Genomic DNA, 17,631 nt, shown 5'->3' with positions numbered 1-17,631 from the left:
TCAGCCGGTGATCCGGTTGAACACGGACCGGGTGGCGCCGAAGCCGCTCTCGTGCACCCAGACGTGGGTGCATCCGGGGCACTGCAGGTGCAGCAGGCTGCCGGTGTTCGTCAGCAGGTACCGCCAGTGCCGCGAGCACGTCCGCCGGGTCTCGCACGGCTCGCAGCCGCGGGCGTCGTCGCAGTTCGGGCAGGCCACCCAGGCCCGCCGGCCGGGGTCGGCCTGCGGGTCAAGCGGCAGCACTGCCGCCGCCTTCGCGTCGGGGGAGCACCCCGGCGGCGACGAGGTCCTCGTACACCCGCTGCTGCTCGGCGTCGAGGCCGGAGTACAGCAGGTCGTACGCCTCCTCCTCGCCGCGCATGACCTCGACGGGGTCCCAGTCGGGCCCGAGCGCGTCGAGGATCTGAGCGCGCCGCAGCATCTCGTGCGCGGCGAGGTCGATGTCGAAGCCGGTCGTCCCCGCGCCGTCAGGTATGTCGGCGGGGTCGTGGGGCAGGTCGTGGGGGGCCATACCTCAGGAACTTAGGTAAGCCTTCTTTCCCAGGTCAAGGGAGGGTGTGCGGATTCACAGCCCGCCCGCGGCCCGGTCGGCCGCGGCGAGCGCGGTGGTCAGCAGCGGCCCGGCGACGTGGAGCAGCCCCTGGGAGCCCGTAGGGACGACGGCCGGCGGGCCGACCGTCCGGACGCAGCCGTACCGGTCCGGCGGCCCGCTGGTCGCACGGCCCACAGGACCGGGTCAGCGGAGTCGTGGTGATCAGGGCCGTCGTCAGATCCCGGGGGCCATGTCGTACGTGATCCACGGCGTGCGGGTGGCCACCTGGTCGTACTTGCCGCGCGCCCGGTAGTTGTCGTCGGCGGTGATCCAGCGCACCACGCTCCAGCCGTGCTCGGCCGCGATCTCGCGCAGCCGGGCGAGCAGCAGGTCCGCTGCGCCCGAGCCGCGCCCGGCGGGGTCGACGAAGAGGTCGTCGAGGAAGCAGCCGACGGTGGCCGACAGGGGGCGGGCGAACGGGCGGTAGTGCGCGAGGCCGACGAGCCGGCCGCCGGCGTCCTCGGCGACGAGGGCCTGCACCTCGTGGCCGGGGTCGTTCAGCCACGACCACACCCGCCCGGCCATCTCCTCGGTCTGCTCGACGCGGTAGAAGTCGGCGTACCCGCGGTAGAGGGCGCGCCACTGCGCGAAGTCCTCCGCGCGGACCGCACGGACCTTGATTCCGGCCGACATGGCTTCACACTCCCGGTTCTCGACGGACGACGGACGCACCCGCCCGGGCCCGGTGCGGTGTCCCCGTCGGTGCCCCTGATGCCGGTGCCAGGAGACGATCATCGGGGAGGTGTCCGGCCCGGGGTGCAGCCGGGGTGTCGAAACGGGCTGCGGCGATGTGCCGCGCCGGACAATGCGCCGGAGCCGCTCACCGTGCTCGCCCGGGCCTCGGGCTCGTGGCCCGTGCCCGTGCCCGTGCCCGTGCCCTGGGCCCCGCGTCTCCGGTCCGCGGTGCGGCCGGGCCGGAACACGCCGGGGTCGGGGTTTCGCGATGGACAACATCCGCCGTGTCGGCGATGGTTGCGCGATGGAGCACAAGATCACAGTTGCCCCCGGGATCACCCTGTGGGCCGAGGAGTCCGGCGATCCCGCCGCCCCGCCCCTGCTGCTCGTCATGGGAGCGAACGCCTCCGGCCTGGCCTGGCCGGACTCCCTCGTGGCGGCCCTCGCCCGCCGCCACCGCGTCATCCGCTACGACCACCGGGACACCGGAGCCTCCACCTGGTGCTTCGACGAGCGCCCGTACCGGATCACCGACCTGGCCGACGACGCGATCGCCGTACTGGACGCCCTCGGCGTCGACGCCGCGCACGTGGTCGGCATGTCCATGGGCGGACTGCTCACCCAGCTGCTGCTGCTGGACCACCCGGACCGGATCCGCACCGCCACCTTCATCGGGACCATGCCCCTGGACGGCGGTCCCGCCGGGGGCGAGCCCGACCCCGAACTCGCGCCCCTGTGGAACACCATGGCGGACCCGCGCGACCGCGCGGCCGAGCTCGACTGGCGGGTGGAGCACTGGCGGGTCCTCAGCGGCGGGGAGATCCCCTTCGACCCCGAGGAGTTCCGCAGGTCGGAGGAGCGGATCATCGAGCACTCCGGGCGCCACGACTCACCGGTGGCCCATGCCCGGGCCGGTACGGAAGGCCTCGACCGGGCGTCGGAGCTCGCGGCCGTCACCGTGCCGTCCCTGGTGGTCGACGGGCCCCGCGACCCCGTTGCCGGGACCGCCCACGCGCGGCACCTGGCCGGCCTGCTCGGCCGCGCCCGCGTGGCCACCGTCCCCGGACTGGGCCACGCCCTGCCGGAGTCGGTGGTACCGCAGCTCGCCGGGCTGATCCTCGAACACACCAGCGGCCGGCAGGGCTGAGCCGGTCACCCGCACGGGCCACCGGTGGATCGACGCCGCCGCCCGGGTGCGGCCGGCCGCTCCGGCCGCTCCCCGCCGTGTCCTTCAGGGCCGGATCCCGTCGCAGGCGACCCACAGGTGGCGCGGCCCGCGCAGCACCGCGTTCTGCCGGTACGGCGGCGGGTCATCCAGCAGCCGCGGGTTCTCCAGCCGCCGGGCCAGCTCGCTCAGTGCCTTCTGCGCCTCCAGCCGGGCCAGCGGGGCGCCGAAACAGCTGTGGATGCCGCTGCCCAGCCCCAGGTGCTGGACGTCCCTGCGGTCCGGGTCGAAGCGGTCCGGGTCCTCGAACCGCTGGGGGTCCCGGTTGCCGGCGGCCAGCATCAGCCACACCGGTGACCCCTTGGGGATGGTCACCCCGCGCACCTCGATGTCGACGAGCGGGGTGCGCTGCGGCAGCATCTGCACCGGCGGCTCGAACCGCAGCAGCTCCTCCACCATCGGCACCGCCAGCCCGGGTGCGGCGCGCAGCCGCTGCAGCATGTCCGGATTGCGCAGCAGCGTCAGCATCCCGTTGGTGATCAGGTTGACGGTGGTCTCGTGGCCGGCGATCAGCAGCAGCGCGGCCGTGCTGAGCAGCTCCATGGTGGACATGGCGAGGTCGCCGTGGCCGGTGGCCAGCTCGGACAGCATGTCCTCCTGCGGGTGCTTGCGCCGCTCCTCGATCAGCCCGGCCAGGTACATGCCCAGTTCCATCCGGGCGTCGTGGACGACCTTCTCCCGTTCCTCCGCGTTCGCGTCCGGATCCGGGTCCAGGCTCGCCGCGAGGGTGTCGGCCCACACGTGGAACCGGGCCTCGTCCTCGCGCGGCACGCCGAGCAGCCGGCAGATCATGGTCACCGGGAAGGGATAGGAGAACTGTTCGACGATGTCGATGCGTTCGGTGCCCCCGCCGTTGCCGGAGGCCCCGTTCGCGATGTCGTCGATCAGCCCCTTGACGGTGGCCTCCAGGTCGCCGCGCATGTTCTCGATCCGGTGCGGCGCGTGCGGTGGTCCGAACGGCCGGTTGGTCAGCCGGCGCAGCCGGTCGTGCTCCGGCGGGTCCAGCTTCAGGAAGCTCGGCGGCAGGGCCCCGCCCTCGCCGGCCTCGTCCTCCTCGCCCAGCGGGTCCGCGCCGCCCGACGTCCGGTTGCGCGCGTCGGAGCTGAGCCGCGGGTCGTGCAGCAGGCCGCGGATCTCGTAGTACGTGCTGACGACGTACGGCCCCTCGCCGTCGTGGTAGACCGGCGTCTTGCGCAGCTCCTCGTACAGCGGGTACGGGTTGGGGCGGTTGGCGTAGTCCAGGATGTCGGTCAGGATGCCTTGTTTCATGACGGTTCCTCCGGAGGGCGCGCGGGTCGGTCAGTGCCCGGCGGGGGTGAACGTCATCCGCCGGTCGGCCGGCGAATACCCGCTGAGGGTCACGGTCGGTCCGTGCGTGGGAACCGACGGGTCGGGGAAGTCGGCGTCCATCGGCCGGCTCCCCTCGGAGCGCCGGTCCACGGTCGGGAACGGCGGCGGGAACGGCGCGGTCAGCTCGATCTGCTTCTCGTAGAACTCCAGCCAGCGCGCGTTGTCGAACGTGACCGCACCGATCACCCGGCCCTGGTACCCGTACACCCCGGCGAACCGGCGCTCGGCGCGCGAACCCTGCGTGATCATGATCTCGGTGCCCATGGACGGCACGCCGACGGACTTGATGTTCACGCCGAACTGCGAGGACCAGAACGCCGGGACCCAGATGTGCGGACGCCGGTCCGCGCTCTCGCTCATCATGTTGTGGGCCGCGACCTCCGCCTGGCAGACGGCGTTCCCCCAGTGCTCCAGCGACAGGAACTGGTAGCCGAACAGCGGGTGCGGGGACCGGGCGACGTCCCCGGCCACGTAGATGTCGTCGGTGACGATGCCCATGATGTCGAAGGCCCGACAGCCCGCGTCGCAGGCGATGCCGCGCGGACCCGCGCCCAGTCCGGAGCCCGTCAGCCACTCGGTGTTGCGCTGCGCGCCCAGGCAGACGACGACCACGTCGCACTCCACCGTGGCGCCGTCGGACAGGTGCGCGGCACGGACCCGACCGGTGGAGTCGCCCTCCAGTCCGGTCACCATCACCCCGGTGCGCAGGTCCACCCCGTGCTCCTGGTGCAGTTCCATGGCCACCTGGCCGATGACCCCGCCGAGCGCCCCCACCAGCGGGGCGGCAGCGCGTTCGGCCACGGTGACCGCGATCCCGCGCTCGCGGCAGGCCGAGGCGATCTCGGACCCGGTGAACCCGGCACCGATGACCAGGACCCGGCGCGGCTCGGCGTCGAACCGTCGGGCCAGCTCCGCCCCGTCGTCGCGGGTGCGCAGGACGAACACGCCGTCGAGTTCGGCCTCCGCCGGGTTCGGCCAGGGCCGCGCCCGCACTCCGGTGGCGATCACGAGCCGGTCGTACGGCACCTCGTCGCCGTCGGCCAGCTTGACCCGCTTCCCCGCCATGTCCAGCCCGCTGGCCGCCACACCGAGCCGCCACTCGGCGTCGATGGCCCGGCGGCGGGGGAGCGCGGTGCGCTCGGCGGTGGACTTGCCCAGGAGGACCTGTTTGGACAGCGGCGGGCGGTCGTACGGTTCGTACGGCTCGTCACCGACCATGGTGAGCGTGCCCTTGAAGCCCTTCTCGCGGAGGGTCTCGGCGGCCCGCAGGCCCGCCAGCGAAGCCCCGACGACGACGATCCGGCCGCTGTTCCTGAGCTGCTCCAGCGCCGATTCAGGCATCGGAGGCCTCCAGATCCTCGACGAGGATCGCCTGGACGGGGCAGGCCGCGGCGGCCTGGGCCACGCGCTCGCGCTGCGCGGCTTCCGCCTGCGGATCGTAGAGGAGTGCCTCGTCCCCGTGCATCGCGAAGACGTCGGGTGCCAGGAAGGCGCACTGCGCGTACCCCTGGCATCGGTTCAGGTCGACGACAAGCCTCAGCAAGGTGCGGTCCTTTCGGTGGTCCCCTCGGCTTCCCGGCCAGTGTGGGGGGCGCGGCCGGGAACGGCCCGTCAGGCGGAGCCGTTGGAGTGAGGTGCGCGCCGCGGCCTCCGCCGGGCGACGACCAGCACGTACAGGCTGATGACCAGGGCCCACACCGGGAACACCAGTTCCCACCAGGGCGCCGAGGCGCCCACCACCAGCAGGGCCAGCCCGACGAGGTACCCGAACGCGTTCAGCGGGCGCGGGAGGCCGCCGAGCCTGCGCCCGATCGCGGAGGTCGCGAAGACGAAGACGGCGGCCATCCGCATGGCGTAAGTGGTCAGCAGCGTGTACGCGAAGTGGCGGCCGAAGGACTCCGGCCGGCCCTCGGCGAGCACCGTGCCCGCCGCCGCGGTGGCGCCGAAGAGCGCGGCGACGAACACCAGCCCGCTGCCCAGGAACACGGTCGCGAGGAACCGGTCCTCGGCCTCCCCGGTGTGCGCCCGCAGCGCCCCCATGAACCACAGGAAGGCGATGCCGGCGAACGGGACCAGGTGGACCGCAGCGCTCAGCGCGCTCTGCTCGCCTTCGTCGAGGACGAGGTCCTCCCCGCCGCCCCCCGACGGCAGCGCCGTCCGGACGAGGACGATCGCCGCTCCCAGCATCACGGCGAAGGCCACCCCGGCGAACCCCGCCGCCCGCGGTGTGCTCAGACCGCTCTCCCGGGACGCACCCGGCGTGTGTTGTCTCATCCCCCCAGCAAGCCGCCCCCGCCACCGTGCTGCCAGTGGGACCGCCCGCCCGGGTGACGGAGGCCGCTGCGGCGGTCGGGCCGGGCGAAACCGCTGCGCGGCCCGCCGGCCCGTCGATACGATTTCGGCCACAGGGCGGCGATTCGGGGGCGGCATGGATGCCTTGTTACCCACTGACCCGGTGCGCGTGGGCCCGTACCGCGTGGTGGCCCGGCTCGGCAGCGGCGGAATGGGCCGGGTCTACCTGGCCCGGACCCCGGGCGGGCGCAGTGTGGCCGTCAAGGTCGTCCATCCGGAACTGGCCGGGGACCCGGAGTTCCGACGCCGCTTCGCCCGCGAGGTGGCCGCCGCCCGAGCAGTGGACGGCAGGTTCACCGCAGCCGTGCTGGACGCGGGGGTCGACGCCGAGACGCCCTGGCTGAGCACGGTGTTCGTCCCCGGCGTGTCACTCGCCGAAGCGGTGGCCGCGCACGGGCCGTTCCCCGAGGCCGCCGCCCTCGCGCTCGCGCACGGACTGGCCACGGCCCTGACCGCCGTCCACGCGGCCGGGCTCGTCCACCGCGACCTGAAGCCGTCCAACGTCCTGCTCGGCCCCGACGGCCCCCGCGTGATCGACTTCGGCATCTCGCGGGCCACCGAGGCCAGCGTCCTGACCCGGACCGGAACGGCCGTCGGCTCGCCGGGCTTCATGTCCCCGGAACAGGCGAGCGGCGCGCCGGTGGGGACGGCGTCCGACGTGTTCTCCTTCGGCGCGGTGCTCGCGTACGCCCTCACCGGCGCCAGCCCCTTCGGCACGGGCGCCACCCCGGCCCTGCTGTACCGGGTCGTGCACGCCGAGCCCGAACTGGCCGGCCTCGGCGCCGCACCGCTCGCCCTGATCCGGCGCTGCCTGGCCAAGGACCCGGCCGAGCGGCCCACGCCCGCGCGGATCCTGGCGGACCTGGCCGCGATCGCGCCGGCCGGCGCCCCCGAGGGTTCCGCATGGCTGCCCCCGGCGGTGGCGCACCGCCTCCTGGCCCAGGCATCGTCCGCCCTCGACGCGGACTCCGACCCCTGCCTGCCGACCGCCGCCCCGCCCACTGAATCCGCCTCGCTCCCGGCCCTGCCCCCGTCGCAGGCCCCGCCCCCGCCCCCGTCGCAGGCCCCGCCCCCGGACCCGTCGCCGGTCCGGCCCCCGGACCCGCGCGGGTACGTTCCGGCACCTGCTCCGCACGCCGCACCGCCCACGCCCGGCCCCTCGGCACCGACGCGCCGGGACGTCCCGCCCCCGGCCCCCGCGCCTGCGACCGCGCCGCCGGCGGACCGCGACACCGTCACCGTCGCCGCGACCCCACCGCCGCCCACCCCACCACGCCGACGCCGGAGGGGGCTGCTCCTCGCTTTCGTGGCCGCGGCGGTCGTGGCGGCCGTGCTCGGCGGCATCCTGATCCACGGGAACAGCGAGCCGTCCGACGGTTCGAGTCCGTCCTCGGCCTCTTCGTCCGCGGACTCTGCGGAGGAAGAGGACGACGGGACCGGCGACGACAGCGACCCCCTGGCCGACTGGACCGTCGACACCGAGGCGGACGTACACCTGCCCACCGGCTACGGCATCGACGCCACCACCCCCTCCGACGCGCGCGAAGGCGACTCGTACGACCTCAACCTGTCCACAGCGTGGGTCCTGTCCGCCGGCGAACTCCTGGTCCTCGACTCCTCCGACGGCCCCACGCCCGGGGACTGCCTGGACGAGGACCGGGACTCCGACTACGGCACGTCCGTCGAGAACGCCGACTGGGGCGAGGGCGACCTGATCTGCGTCCGCGTCGACAGTGACCAGCTCCTGGTCCTGAAGGTCGACGACATCCCGGACGGCCACACGTACGCCGAGGGCCACGCCGAGGTCTGGCAGCGCACCTGACCCGCAGGGGTCAGTAGACGAGCTTGTAGCTGACGTCGTGCGGGACCGGCTCGGGTGCGGCCTCGGGGTAGACCAGGCGCAACTTCGTGAAGCGGTGCGTGCCGGGCTGGTCGGCCCACGGCTGCGGGTGGCTCAGGGTCACCTGCACCGGATAGGAGCGGAAGCGGCCCGCCGCGCAGTACGGCCGGCAGTCGTTGACCATGTCGGTGCCGGTGGCCGTCGCGGTGTCCCGGCCCCAGGTGTGCCAACGCAGCGCCACGAGACGGTTGTTGCCGTCGCCGCAGGCCAGCAGGTACTCCTTCGGGCGCACCTGCGGCTCCTCGAAGCAGTCGACGACCACGACCGGCGCCTGCTCGGGAGCAGGGGCGGAGCCGGGGCCGGGGCCGGCGGCGTGCGCCGCCGGTACGGATGCGACGGCGAATGCGGTTGCCGCGCAGAGGAGTGCCGCGGTCCGAGCCCGGGCGGCGATCCTGCCGGTGCGTCGTCGGGTGCCCGCTGTGTCCACGAGACCCCTCCTTAGCCCTTGCGTCCCGCCGCGGCGACGGCTGTGCCGCGGCCACCGCCCAGCTTCCCCCATCGGAGCCCGGTCCGCACCCGCAGCCCGTCGCCGCGGGCCCTCGCCCGTCCCTTTTGAGGGGTTTACGGGGCCTCGAACCGTACTGATCCGGTCAAGCTGGATGGCCGTTCGATGAACCGCGAGCGGCCAGTAGCAGGTCAGGACCCCCAACTCGGCCCGTCCGGCCCTCGGTCACCGCGCGTCGACGGCCGGCTACGCACCGGTCGCACCCCGCGTGAGCTGCCCGAACGTCCGGTCGGTATCTGATATCCGAACGTGGTGTCCGTAAATCGGCCGTGCATATGCGCCCGACCTTCGGCTCCGGCAGACTCGGCCACGCCGAAACGCGATATCGCAAGAAAGTATCGCGCTCAACCTTTGAATCGAAAGTTGGTCCTGTCGTGCGTTACCGCTTCGCTGCCGTCTCCGCCGCCGCCCTCCTCTGCGTGGCGGGCGCCACGGGCCTGGCGGAGGCCAAGCCCGCAAGCCTGTACGCCCCGTCCGCCATGGTCTTCGCCGTCGCCAAGGGCGACGACGCCGCCACCGCCACGTTCCTGCGCGCCTCCACCCTCAGCTGCGCGCCGAGCGCCCAGGGCACGCACCCCGACCCCAAGGCGGCGTGCGCGGCCCTGAAGTCCACCGACGGCAACCTCGACCGCCTGCTGTCCACCCCGAACCCGGACCGCGCGTGTCCGATGCACTACGACCCCGTCACCGTGACCGTCGACGGCGTCTGGGAGGGCAGCCACGTCTCCTGGAAGCGCACCTTCTCCAACAGCTGCGCCATGAACGCCACCCTCAACGGCAGCCAGGTCTTCGTCTTCTGACCCGACCTCGCGGCCGGCCCGACCGCCACGGGCCGGACCGCCCGCCACCCGACCGCGCCTCAGCAGGCGCGCACCGGCTGGAGGTTGCGGACGAACCGTCCGGGTTGCCGTCCACCCAGCCGCCCCGCCGGCCCCCAGCGCCGCACCCGCCACCAGCGCGGACACCGCTGCCGCGTTCCTCCCCGTCCCGTACTCCTGCCCGCGCGCCGACACCGGACCGCGACACCCGCCTGTCCCGGCCGGAGCCACGGCTGCGGGTGGGCCCGGGACGCGCCCGGACCCACCCGCACGGAGTGCCGCCGCCGCACCGCGGAGGGGCGGCAGCGGCAGGGCGGCTCAGTAATAGTGTTTGCGGCCCCCCACAGCATGTCCGGCCGCGCCGAGCACCCACAGCACCACGCCAATCAGTACGAGGATCAGGCCGATCGTCCACAGGATCGATATCCCGAAGACGAAGCCGATGATCAGCAGAATCACTCCGAGCACAATCACGAGAACCTCCTCGCGGCCTGGGAACGGGACGCCCTGCGTCTACCACCGATCCGCCCGGGCATGCCTGCGCGGCGCGGAATATCCGGTTCCTGTCCCACTTGTCCGCGCACCGGAGATCTGTTCGGCCGGGGAAGGGACACGGGCCGTTCGGCGGGACACAATGGTGACGGCCGGGTCGGGGGAAGGCTGGGGAGGGCGCTGATGGGTCGGGCCGTGCGTTTCACGCTGCTTGCCGTGCTCGGGCTGCTGGTGGTGCTCGCACCGCTGTACGCCCCGTACTTCAGCACGATCATGGTGTGGGAGCTACGGAAGGCGTTCGCCTGGCTGGCGCCGGCCGTGGCGGCCGTCGCGGCGCTCGCGCTCCTGCCGTGGCTCGTCAGCCTCGTGCGGCGGGAGAACCGGGGCGTCCCGGCGGGCGAGGGGGTCAAGACCCTCGGGTGCCTGGGCGTCATCGCGGGACTGGCCCTCGGCGTGGTGTGGCTGGTCTACGGGTCCTACCTGCAGGACCGAGCCTACATGGCCGGCACCCAGATCGTGACCGAGGCGGTGCCCGACCTCGCGGCCAGGTCCCCGTACGTGGTCGGAAAGGCGCAGGCCGCCCCGCACCTGGGTGATGTCACCGGTGAGATAGCGGACATCACGTATCTGCCCGATGCGGACCGGTTCGCCACCCTGGTCGAGCGGCGCGGCTGGCTGACCGGATACGAGGTCGGCCTCGTCCAGGAGGTCCCGCTCGGCGGCGGTGGGCGCTCCCAGCAGCGCTGCACGTTCGACGTGGACGTGGCCGACGCCCGCATCGGCGGCTGGTTCGGCCACAACCTCGGCCGGAAGATATCCGCGCAGAAGCGGTGGGTGCGCTTCGAGGCCTCCGACGCCTACGTCACGTGCTCGGGGGACACCCCCCTCGTGGTCGTCCCCCTCAAACGGCAGACCGGTCTCCTGACGGTGACGGAACGTCCCGCCGGAGTCGCCCTCTACGACGGGCGGACCGGAAAGCTGACCCTCACCACCGACACGGCCGACGTCCCCGGCTCCTCCTACCCGAAGAGCCTCGCGGCCCGGCAGCGGGAATCCACCGCTGCCGTCGGCAGCTTCGCCGACTGGTGGTTCGAGCGCAGCGGCTGGGACGCCTCCGAGGACGGCGCCAACGAGGGCAACGAGTCGGAGTTCACCCTGCGCTACCGCGACGGGTCGGGGCGCAGCGCGTACGTCACCCCGCTCACCCCGCAGGGCGAGGCGAGCTCCGTCGTGGCCGTGTCGATGGTGCCGACCCGGCACCGGGGCGGCGGGCTCGCCCCGCTGACCGTCCACCGGCTCAACCCCACCTGGTCCTCGCCGAAATCGATCGTCGCCCTGGTCAAGGCCGAGTACCGGGACGTCTGCTGCTACAACGACGACCAGGTGTTCGAGGTCGTGCCCACGGGCGGCGCCACTTGGACCGCCACCATCGGCAGCGAACAGAACATCCGCTACCGGGTGGAGGGCAGGGGCCAGGTCGGCGGCCGCGAGGTGTCCTGCCTGAAGGCCGCCGACGGCTCGCTCATCCGGTGCGCGTACGCGGCCCCCGGCTCGCCGGAGGAGCAGGAGCTCACGCGCCGCGAGGACGCCAAACGGAAGCAACCCGAGTCGAACGCCCCACCGGACGTCGGTGACCTCAAGGGCTACACCCCCGAGCAACTGGCCGAACTCAACCGCCGTGTCAACGAGGAGGTCAACCGCCGTCTCAAGGGCGGCAGCCAGTAGGCACCAGTTGATGGCCGATGGCCGATGGCCGATGGTCGGCGGTCCGTGGTCGGCCGTCGGCCGTCAGCCGCCGTCCAGGACGTCGCGCAGGGCCCCGGCGAACGCCTCCGGGTCCCCCTGCTGCCCGTACTCCCCGCCGAGGAAGCCCCCGTGGTGGCTGGGGAACGGCGTCAGCCCGACGCCCAGCCCTTCGGCGACCCCCGCCGCGGCCCGCGCCGGGAACTGCCCTTCCGACTCCTTGCCCGCCGCGACGACGATCCGGGTGTCCGCAGCCCGCAGCGCCGCGAAGTCCGGCCGGTACGAGGTGCAGCCGCGCATGTTCTGCCCCAGCAGCGGATCCCCGCGCGAGCCGTCGTCCTCGGCCGGCAGCCCGAAGGCGGCCGGGTCCGGGGCGGGCTCGTCCCGCCAGTTCTCCTGGAAGGGGCCCGTCCGCATGGCCACCGCGAGGAACTTGGCCATCGCCGGCCCCATGCCTTCACGCAGGTAGGTCGTGTGGACGTCCTCGCACACCGCCAGCGCCGCCTCCCGGTCCGGCAGGACCTGCGCCGTCGGCGGCTCGTGAGCGACGAGGATCCGCACCAGCTCCGGGTGACGTGCGACCAGCGCCAGCCCGTTGACGGCGCCGCCGCTGCTGGCGAACACGTCCACCGGGCCGGCCCCGACGGCCTCGATCACCCGCCGCAGGTCCTCGGCGTGCTCCTCCGGCAGGGTCTCGGCCGCCCCGTCGGTGCGGGCGCTCCGGCCGACGCCCCGCGGGTCGTACGTGATCACGGTCCGGTCGGTGAAGTACGACGCCAGCGTGCCGAACCCGGCGGCGTCCATCGGCGAGCCGATGAGGAACAGGGCCGGCCGCCGACCGGTCGGTCCGGCTCCGCCGGCGTCCGCGCCGCGCACGTCGTACGCCACCGTCGCGCCCGTCGATTCCAGGGTGCGGGTCACGGTCTCGGTCATGGTGGGCTCCTCCAGGTGTGTGCTGTCGAGAAGACAGACCGGGCCGGCCACCGGAACTCATCGCTCTCCGGCACAGAATTCTTCCCGAGCGGGCAGAAGCCGGCGGATCCCCGCCGACGGGCCGGCGGATCGCGCTGACGCGCGGCCCGCCCCGGACGGTGCCAGGCTGGGAGAGGGCCCCCTCCAGCACTCCCGTCCCCTTGCGGAGAACAGCCATGACCCATCCAGGGAAGCGTGGCGCGGCGCCGTGCGGGCGCCGCCTGCTCCTGGCCGCCGCCGTCCTCACCGGGGGCGTCCTCCTGGCCGGAGCATCCCCGGTCGCCGCCGCAGAAGCCGCGGCCACAGCCGCCGTCCCGGCCGCCGGGGAGGATGCCGCCGGCCGGGCCCCGGCGCCCCCGTGCCCCGTCACCCAGCTCGTCGCCGACAGCGCCGACCGCATGGGCCCGACGCAGGTGCGGATCACCGTGATCAACGAGGGCCCGAGGGCCTGCGTACTGCAGGGTCACCCCACCGTCGCCCTGGCCGGCCAGGGCTCGCCCAACAGGAACAAGCCCCTCGCCGTCCGCCGCCTGGGCGCCGCCCGGCCGGTGCTGCTGCCCGTCGGCGGCAGGGCCGAGACCCGCATCTCGTTCACCCCGGTCCTCGGCGAGGCCGGTGGGTACTGCGACTCCGGCGGCGAGCCGACCGTCGCGCCGTCGATGGTCGTGGGCGTCGCGGGCGGAGGGCTCCAGCTGGCACCGGCGGACGGCGGGGACTTCGCGCTGTGCGGCGCCGCCGTGAAGGCCACCGCCTTCCGGACCTCGTCCTGACCCGCCGACCGACCGACCGCCTGCCCGACCGCCCGCGCCCGCGGGCCTGCACGCGCTCCGGGTGACCCGCGTCTCACCTCGCCCCGCCCGCTTGTCTATGCAACGAGTTGCATAGCAGGATCGCAGTATGGCGCTCGACCACGCGATCCTCGTCTCCCTGCTGGAGAAGCCGGGCTCCGGCTATGAGCTGGCCCGCAGGTTCGACCGGTCCATCGGCTACTTCTGGACGGCCACCCACCAGCAGATCTACCGCGTCCTCAAGCGCATGGAAGCCGACGGCATGCTCGCCGTCCGCGAGGTCCCGCAGCAGGGCCGGCCGGACAAGAAGGAGTACTCCGTCGCCGGCCCCGGCCGGGCCGCGCTCGCCCGCTGGCTGCACGACCCGATCGAACCCGAGAGCCTGCGCCACGACCTGGCCGTGAAGATCCGCGGTGCGGCCTTCGACGACCCCGCCGCGCTGATCGCCGAGGTCGAACGGCACCGCAGGGCGCACGGCGACCGCCTCGCCCACTACCTCGCCGGCGAGGTCCGCGACTTCACCGGACCCGAGGCCCCCGCACCGCTCGACGCCGGCCAGGAACTCCAGCACGTCGTGCTCCGCGGCGGCATCGCCTACGAGCGGATGACCATCGCCTGGCTCGAGGACGTCCTCGCCACCCTGCACCGGCTCGGCGCGGTACCGCCGGCCGCGACGACCGACTGAACCGCACCACCTCCTCCCGCGCGCACCGCCCGGCTCCACCCCCCGACACCCGACCCCTCGGAAGGCGAACCTCCATGACCGATCCGCTGCTGTTCAACCCGCGCACCTACGACCCGGCGCACTTCGACCCCGAGACCCGCAGGCTGCTGCGCGCCACCGTCGACTGGTTCGAGGAGCGGGGCAAGCGCAAGCTGATCGAGGACTACCGCTCCCGGGCCTGGCTGGCCGACTTCCTCGCGTTCGCCGCCAAGGAGGGCCTGTTCGCCACCTTCCTCACCCCGGCCTCCGCCGCCCGGCAGGACGACCAGCGCTGGGACACCGCCCGGATCGCGGCCCTGAACGAGATATTCGGCTTCTACGGCCTCGACTACTGGTACGCCTGGCAGGTGACCATCCTCGGTCTCGGCCCGGTCTGGCAGAGCGGCAACGCCGCCGCGCGGGCCCGCGCCGCGGAACTCCTCGCCCAAGGCGAGGTGTTCGCCTTCGGCCTCTCCGAGAAGAGCCACGGCGCCGACATCTACTCCACCGACATGCTGCTGGAGCCGGACGGCAACGGCGGCTTCCGCGCCACCGGCTCCAAGTACTACATCGGCAACGGCAACGCCGCGGGCCTCGTCTCCGTCTTCGGCCGCCGCACCGACATGGAGGGCCCGGACGCGTACGTCTTCTTCGCGGCCGACAGCCGCCACCCGAACTACCACCTCGTGAAGAACGTCGTCGACTCCTCCAAGTACGTCAGCGAGTTCCGCCTGGAGGACTACCCCGTCGGCGCCGAGGACGTCCTCCACACCGGCCGCGCCGCCTTCGACGCCGCCCTCAACACCGTCAACGTCGGCAAGTTCAACCTGTGCACCGCCTCGATCGGCATCTGCGAGCACGCGATGTACGAGGCCGTCACCCACGCCCACAACCGCATCCTGTACGGGCGCCCCGTCACCGCCTTCCCGCACGTGCGCCGCGAGCTGGCCGACGCCTACGTACGCCTCGTCGGCATGAAGCTGTTCAGCGACCGCGCCGTCGACTACTTCCGCACCGCCGGTCCCGACGACCGCCGCTACCTCCTCTTCAACCCGATGACGAAGATGAAGGTGACCACGGAGGGCGAGAAGGTCATCGACCTGATGTGGGACGTCATCGCCGCCAAGGGCTTCGAGAAGGACAACTACTTCGCCCAGGCGGCCGTCGAGATCCGCGGCCTGCCCAAGCTGGAGGGCACGGTCCACGTCAACCTCGCGCTGATCCTCAAGTTCATGCGCAACCACCTGCTGGAGCCGGTCGAGTACCCGGCCGTCCCGACCCGCCTCGACGCGGCCGACGACGACTTCCTCTTCCGCCAGGGCCCGGCCCGGGGCCTCGGCTCCGTACGCTTCCACGACTGGCGGCCCGCCTTCGACGCGTACGCCGAGGTGCCCAATGTCGCCCGGTTCCGCGAGCAGGCCGACGCGCTGTGCGAGTTCGTCGCCACCACGGCCCCCGACGAGCAGCAGAGCCGCGACCTCGACTTCCTGCTCTCCGTCGGCCAGCTGTTCGCCCTGGTCGTGCACGGCCAGCTCATCCTGGAGCAGGCCCGCCTGACCGGTCTCGACCAGGACGTCCTCGACGAGCTGTTCTCCGTCCTCGTCCGGGACTTCTCCGGCCACGCCGTCGAGCTGTACGGCAAGGACTCCGCCACGGCGGATCAGCAGGCCTGGGCGCTGGGGGCGGTCCGCCGCCCCGTCGTCGACGAGGCGCGCGCGGCCCGTGTCTGGGCCCGCGTCGAGGCCCTGTCCGGGGCGTACGAGATGGCCCCGTAACCGGACGGGGAACGGGCGGCCTCCCCGCGCGACGCGGTGGAGGCCGCCCGGAACCGCCGCCGCGGCCCGGGCCGGGGAGACCGGCCGGAGGTTTCAGGCCGTCGTCTCCGTCAGACCAGCGTCTTCGTCAGTAGCTCCGCAGTCCTGACGATCAGGTCGTTGTCCCGCGGAGCGGTCGCCTCCGGCCTGGTGGTGAGGACGGCCAGCACCACCGGCGGCCGTCCCGGCGGCCAGGCGATGCCCACGTCGTTGTTGGTCCCGTACGAGCCGGCGCCCGTCTTGTCGCCGAGGGCCCACTCCCGGGGCACGCCCTTGCGCATGCGCTCGCTGCTCGTGGTGTTCGACAGCAGCCACCGGTTCAGCTGCTCGCGGTGCCGCGGGGACAGCGCGTTGCCGAGGGCGAGCCGGGTGTACGTCAGCCCGATCGCGCGGGGGCTGGTGGTGTCGGTCACCCGGTCGGGCTCGGCCGAGTTCAGCGCGGGCTCCCACCGGTCGAGCCGGGTGGTGCGGTCCCCGAGGGACCGGCAGAAGCGGGTGACCGCGGTGGGGCCGCCCAGCTCGCGGAGCAGGAGGTTCGCGGCGGCGTTGTCGCTCTGGGCGATGGCGGCGGAGCACAGCTCGGCCACGGTCAGGCCGTTCGCGATGTTCTCCTCGACCTGTGTGATGTCACCGCCGCCGGCGTCCGTGACGTCCTGCCGCGTGTAGTGGATGCGCTTGGCGAGGTGGCTGCCGTCGTGGTCGAGGTCCCGCAGGACGGCCGCCACGGCGACGGTCTTGAACACCGAGCACATGGGGAAGAGTTCGTCGGCGCGGTGGAGGACGGTACGGCCGGTGGCGGTGTCCCGTGCGTACACGCCCAGCCGTGCCCCGTGCGCGCGCTCCAGCGCGCGCAGCTGTGCCACGACGCCCCCTGCGTCGTACGACGAGGCGGCACGGGCGGTGCCCGCCGGCAGTGCCGCGGCCAGCGCCGCACCCGCCCCGGCGGTCAGCAGCGTGCGACGGGACGGTGTCGTTCCCGGTGTCTTCACGTCAGCCTCTCCTCTGTCTTGCTCGTGGTGGTCGGTCACGTGACAGGGAGGACGCCAAGCAAGATCATTTCGGTTCCCGGGGATCCGCGGCGGAGGACGTGCGCCGGCCGACCCGCGCGCCCCGGCCCCGCCCCCCCGCCGCGCGGCGAGCCGCCCTACGCCCGCCCCGGCCCGTACAGCAGGGCTTCCAGGCCGTGCGCGGCGGCCGCGCCGACGAAGTCCTGCCAGCCGATGGCGCCGTCGCCGTCGGAGTCGATCAGCTCGAAGGCGGCGGTCGCCTCCCGTCCGGACACGCCCTTGAGCTCCCGCCACATCGTGAAGTCGTGGAGGTCCATCAGTCCGTCGCCGTCCCGGTCGGCCACCGTGAACTGCGCGTGCAGGACCGCCATCACCTCCGGCGAGCCGGAGGGCGCGCCCGAGGCCGACTCCGAGGCGGGCAGGGAGGCGAACCACTCCCGGTACTCCTGCCGGTCGATCCTCCCGTCGTGATCGCGGTCGACCAGCTCGGCCTGCCGCTCCCACAGCGCCTGGTTCGCCTCGATCAGCGCGCGTCCCTTCGGTGCGCTGGGCCCCATCCCGTACGACTGCAGCAGCTGCTCGGCGCTGCCCCGGTAGTCCTCCGCGGTCAGCACCCCGTCGCCGTTCGTGTCCAACCGGTCGAAGATCTCGTCGGCCACCGCCGCCCTCTTGACGCTCATGCCGGGAGGGTAGGT

Annotated in this window: 20 protein-coding genes; 7 read left to right on the top strand and 13 right to left on the bottom strand. The window is 73.3% G+C overall.

The genetic code is table 11. From position 1 onward, the window contains the following. The 4 genes from ACSHWO_RS03325 to ACSHWO_RS03310 are packed head-to-tail and all read right to left on the bottom strand — an operon-like array spanning position 1 to position 1,225. The gene (locus ACSHWO_RS03325; RefSeq protein WP_361085145.1) at positions 1–243 is read right to left on the bottom strand and encodes a hypothetical protein; all 243 of its coding nucleotides are present in this window, start codon (positions 241–243) and stop codon (positions 1–3) included. Then, complete coding sequence (locus tag ACSHWO_RS03320; protein WP_438309978.1) at positions 230–511, bottom strand: DUF6400 family protein; 282 nt, start codon at positions 509–511, stop codon at positions 230–232. Before ACSHWO_RS03320 ends, ACSHWO_RS03325 begins: the two co-directional genes overlap by 14 nt. Positions 512–565: 54 nt before the next feature. Continuing rightward, entirely contained in the window at positions 566–727 is a 162-nt protein-coding gene (locus ACSHWO_RS03315) for a hypothetical protein (RefSeq protein ID WP_438309977.1), read from the bottom strand. A 39-nt stretch (positions 728–766) separates the two neighbouring features. Beyond that, the gene (locus tag ACSHWO_RS03310; protein ID WP_385804043.1) at positions 767–1,225 is read right to left on the bottom strand and encodes a GNAT family N-acetyltransferase; all 459 of its coding nucleotides are present in this window, start codon (positions 1,223–1,225) and stop codon (positions 767–769) included. A gap of 346 nt (positions 1,226–1,571) precedes the next feature. Here ACSHWO_RS03310 and ACSHWO_RS03305 point away from each other — a divergent pair, with 346 nt between their 5' ends. Further along, positions 1,572–2,414, top strand: coding sequence for an alpha/beta fold hydrolase (locus ACSHWO_RS03305; RefSeq protein ID WP_438309976.1), 843 nt, complete (start codon positions 1,572–1,574; stop codon positions 2,412–2,414). An 84-nt stretch (positions 2,415–2,498) separates the two neighbouring features. On the opposite strand, the gene ACSHWO_RS03300 is transcribed toward ACSHWO_RS03305, so the two are convergent. The 4 genes from ACSHWO_RS03300 to ACSHWO_RS03285 form a co-directional block, all read right to left on the bottom strand. After that, complete coding sequence (locus ACSHWO_RS03300) at positions 2,499–3,761, bottom strand: cytochrome P450 (protein WP_438309975.1); 1,263 nt, start codon at positions 3,759–3,761, stop codon at positions 2,499–2,501. Between the two features lie 30 nt (positions 3,762–3,791). Next, positions 3,792–5,183, bottom strand: a complete 1,392-nt coding sequence (locus tag ACSHWO_RS03295; protein ID WP_438309973.1) for an NAD(P)/FAD-dependent oxidoreductase — start codon at positions 5,181–5,183, stop codon at positions 3,792–3,794. Next, complete coding sequence (locus tag ACSHWO_RS03290; RefSeq protein WP_438318895.1) at positions 5,176–5,382, bottom strand: ferredoxin; 207 nt, start codon at positions 5,380–5,382, stop codon at positions 5,176–5,178. The genes ACSHWO_RS03295 and ACSHWO_RS03290 overlap by 8 nt, the downstream gene beginning before the upstream one ends. Positions 5,383–5,453: 71 nt before the next feature. Continuing rightward, a complete protein-coding gene (locus ACSHWO_RS03285) occupies positions 5,454–6,116 on the bottom strand; it encodes a hypothetical protein (protein ID WP_438309972.1) in 663 nt (220 codons plus the stop codon). A gap of 163 nt (positions 6,117–6,279) precedes the next feature. Here ACSHWO_RS03285 and ACSHWO_RS03280 point away from each other — a divergent pair, with 163 nt between their 5' ends. Then, entirely contained in the window at positions 6,280–8,016 is a 1,737-nt protein-coding gene (locus ACSHWO_RS03280) for a serine/threonine-protein kinase (RefSeq protein WP_438309971.1), read from the top strand. A gap of 10 nt (positions 8,017–8,026) precedes the next feature. Here ACSHWO_RS03280 and ACSHWO_RS03275 read toward each other — a convergent pair whose 3' ends face one another. Next, positions 8,027–8,521 carry a hypothetical protein gene (locus ACSHWO_RS03275; protein WP_385804026.1) on the bottom strand — a complete coding sequence of 165 codons (495 nt, stop codon included), beginning with the start codon at positions 8,519–8,521 and terminating at the stop codon, positions 8,027–8,029. A 452-nt stretch (positions 8,522–8,973) separates the two neighbouring features. Between ACSHWO_RS03275 and ACSHWO_RS03270 the strand changes: the two genes are divergently transcribed. After that, positions 8,974–9,399, top strand: coding sequence for a subtilase-type protease inhibitor (locus tag ACSHWO_RS03270; RefSeq protein ID WP_385804023.1), 426 nt, complete (start codon positions 8,974–8,976; stop codon positions 9,397–9,399). 336 nt (positions 9,400–9,735) lie between these two features. Here the strand turns inward: ACSHWO_RS03270 and ACSHWO_RS03265 are convergent, their stop codons facing one another. Beyond that, complete coding sequence (locus ACSHWO_RS03265) at positions 9,736–9,891, bottom strand: DUF6131 family protein (RefSeq protein ID WP_404238943.1); 156 nt, start codon at positions 9,889–9,891, stop codon at positions 9,736–9,738. Positions 9,892–10,092: 201 nt separating this feature from the next. Between ACSHWO_RS03265 and ACSHWO_RS03260 the strand changes: the two genes are divergently transcribed. Further along, positions 10,093–11,634, top strand: a complete 1,542-nt coding sequence (locus ACSHWO_RS03260; RefSeq protein ID WP_438309970.1) for a hypothetical protein — start codon at positions 10,093–10,095, stop codon at positions 11,632–11,634. Between the two features lie 63 nt (positions 11,635–11,697). Here the strand turns inward: ACSHWO_RS03260 and ACSHWO_RS03255 are convergent, their stop codons facing one another. Then, positions 11,698–12,585, bottom strand: coding sequence for an alpha/beta fold hydrolase (locus tag ACSHWO_RS03255; RefSeq protein WP_361085110.1), 888 nt, complete (start codon positions 12,583–12,585; stop codon positions 11,698–11,700). 215 nt (positions 12,586–12,800) lie between these two features. Here ACSHWO_RS03255 and ACSHWO_RS03250 point away from each other — a divergent pair, with 215 nt between their 5' ends. The 3 genes from ACSHWO_RS03250 to ACSHWO_RS03240 all read left to right on the top strand — a co-directional run bounded on the left by ACSHWO_RS03250 (position 12,801) and on the right by ACSHWO_RS03240 (position 15,890). Then, positions 12,801–13,394, top strand: a complete 594-nt coding sequence (locus ACSHWO_RS03250) for a DUF4232 domain-containing protein (RefSeq protein WP_438309969.1) — start codon at positions 12,801–12,803, stop codon at positions 13,392–13,394. 127 nt (positions 13,395–13,521) lie between these two features. Then, on the top strand, positions 13,522–14,097 hold the full coding sequence (locus ACSHWO_RS03245) for a PadR family transcriptional regulator (RefSeq protein WP_438309968.1): 576 nt from the start codon (positions 13,522–13,524) through the stop codon (positions 14,095–14,097). A 74-nt stretch (positions 14,098–14,171) separates the two neighbouring features. Next, the gene (locus tag ACSHWO_RS03240; protein ID WP_361085101.1) at positions 14,172–15,890 is read left to right on the top strand and encodes an acyl-CoA dehydrogenase family protein; all 1,719 of its coding nucleotides are present in this window, start codon (positions 14,172–14,174) and stop codon (positions 15,888–15,890) included. A 110-nt stretch (positions 15,891–16,000) separates the two neighbouring features. Here the strand turns inward: ACSHWO_RS03240 and bla are convergent, their stop codons facing one another. Both bla and ACSHWO_RS03230 read right to left on the bottom strand, forming a co-directional pair. Continuing rightward, complete coding sequence (bla, locus tag ACSHWO_RS03235; protein ID WP_438309967.1) at positions 16,001–16,918, bottom strand: class A beta-lactamase; 918 nt, start codon at positions 16,916–16,918, stop codon at positions 16,001–16,003. Between the two features lie 155 nt (positions 16,919–17,073). Further along, the gene (locus tag ACSHWO_RS03230) at positions 17,074–17,616 is read right to left on the bottom strand and encodes an EF-hand domain-containing protein (RefSeq protein WP_361085096.1); all 543 of its coding nucleotides are present in this window, start codon (positions 17,614–17,616) and stop codon (positions 17,074–17,076) included. Positions 17,617–17,631 lie beyond the last annotated feature (15 nt).

Source organism: Streptomyces pallidus (ex Mingjun et al. 2026), from assembly GCF_051550185.1.
GTDB lineage: Bacteria > Actinomycetota > Actinomycetes > Streptomycetales > Streptomycetaceae > Streptomyces.
This window is presented reverse-complemented; position numbering and strand designations above follow the sequence as displayed.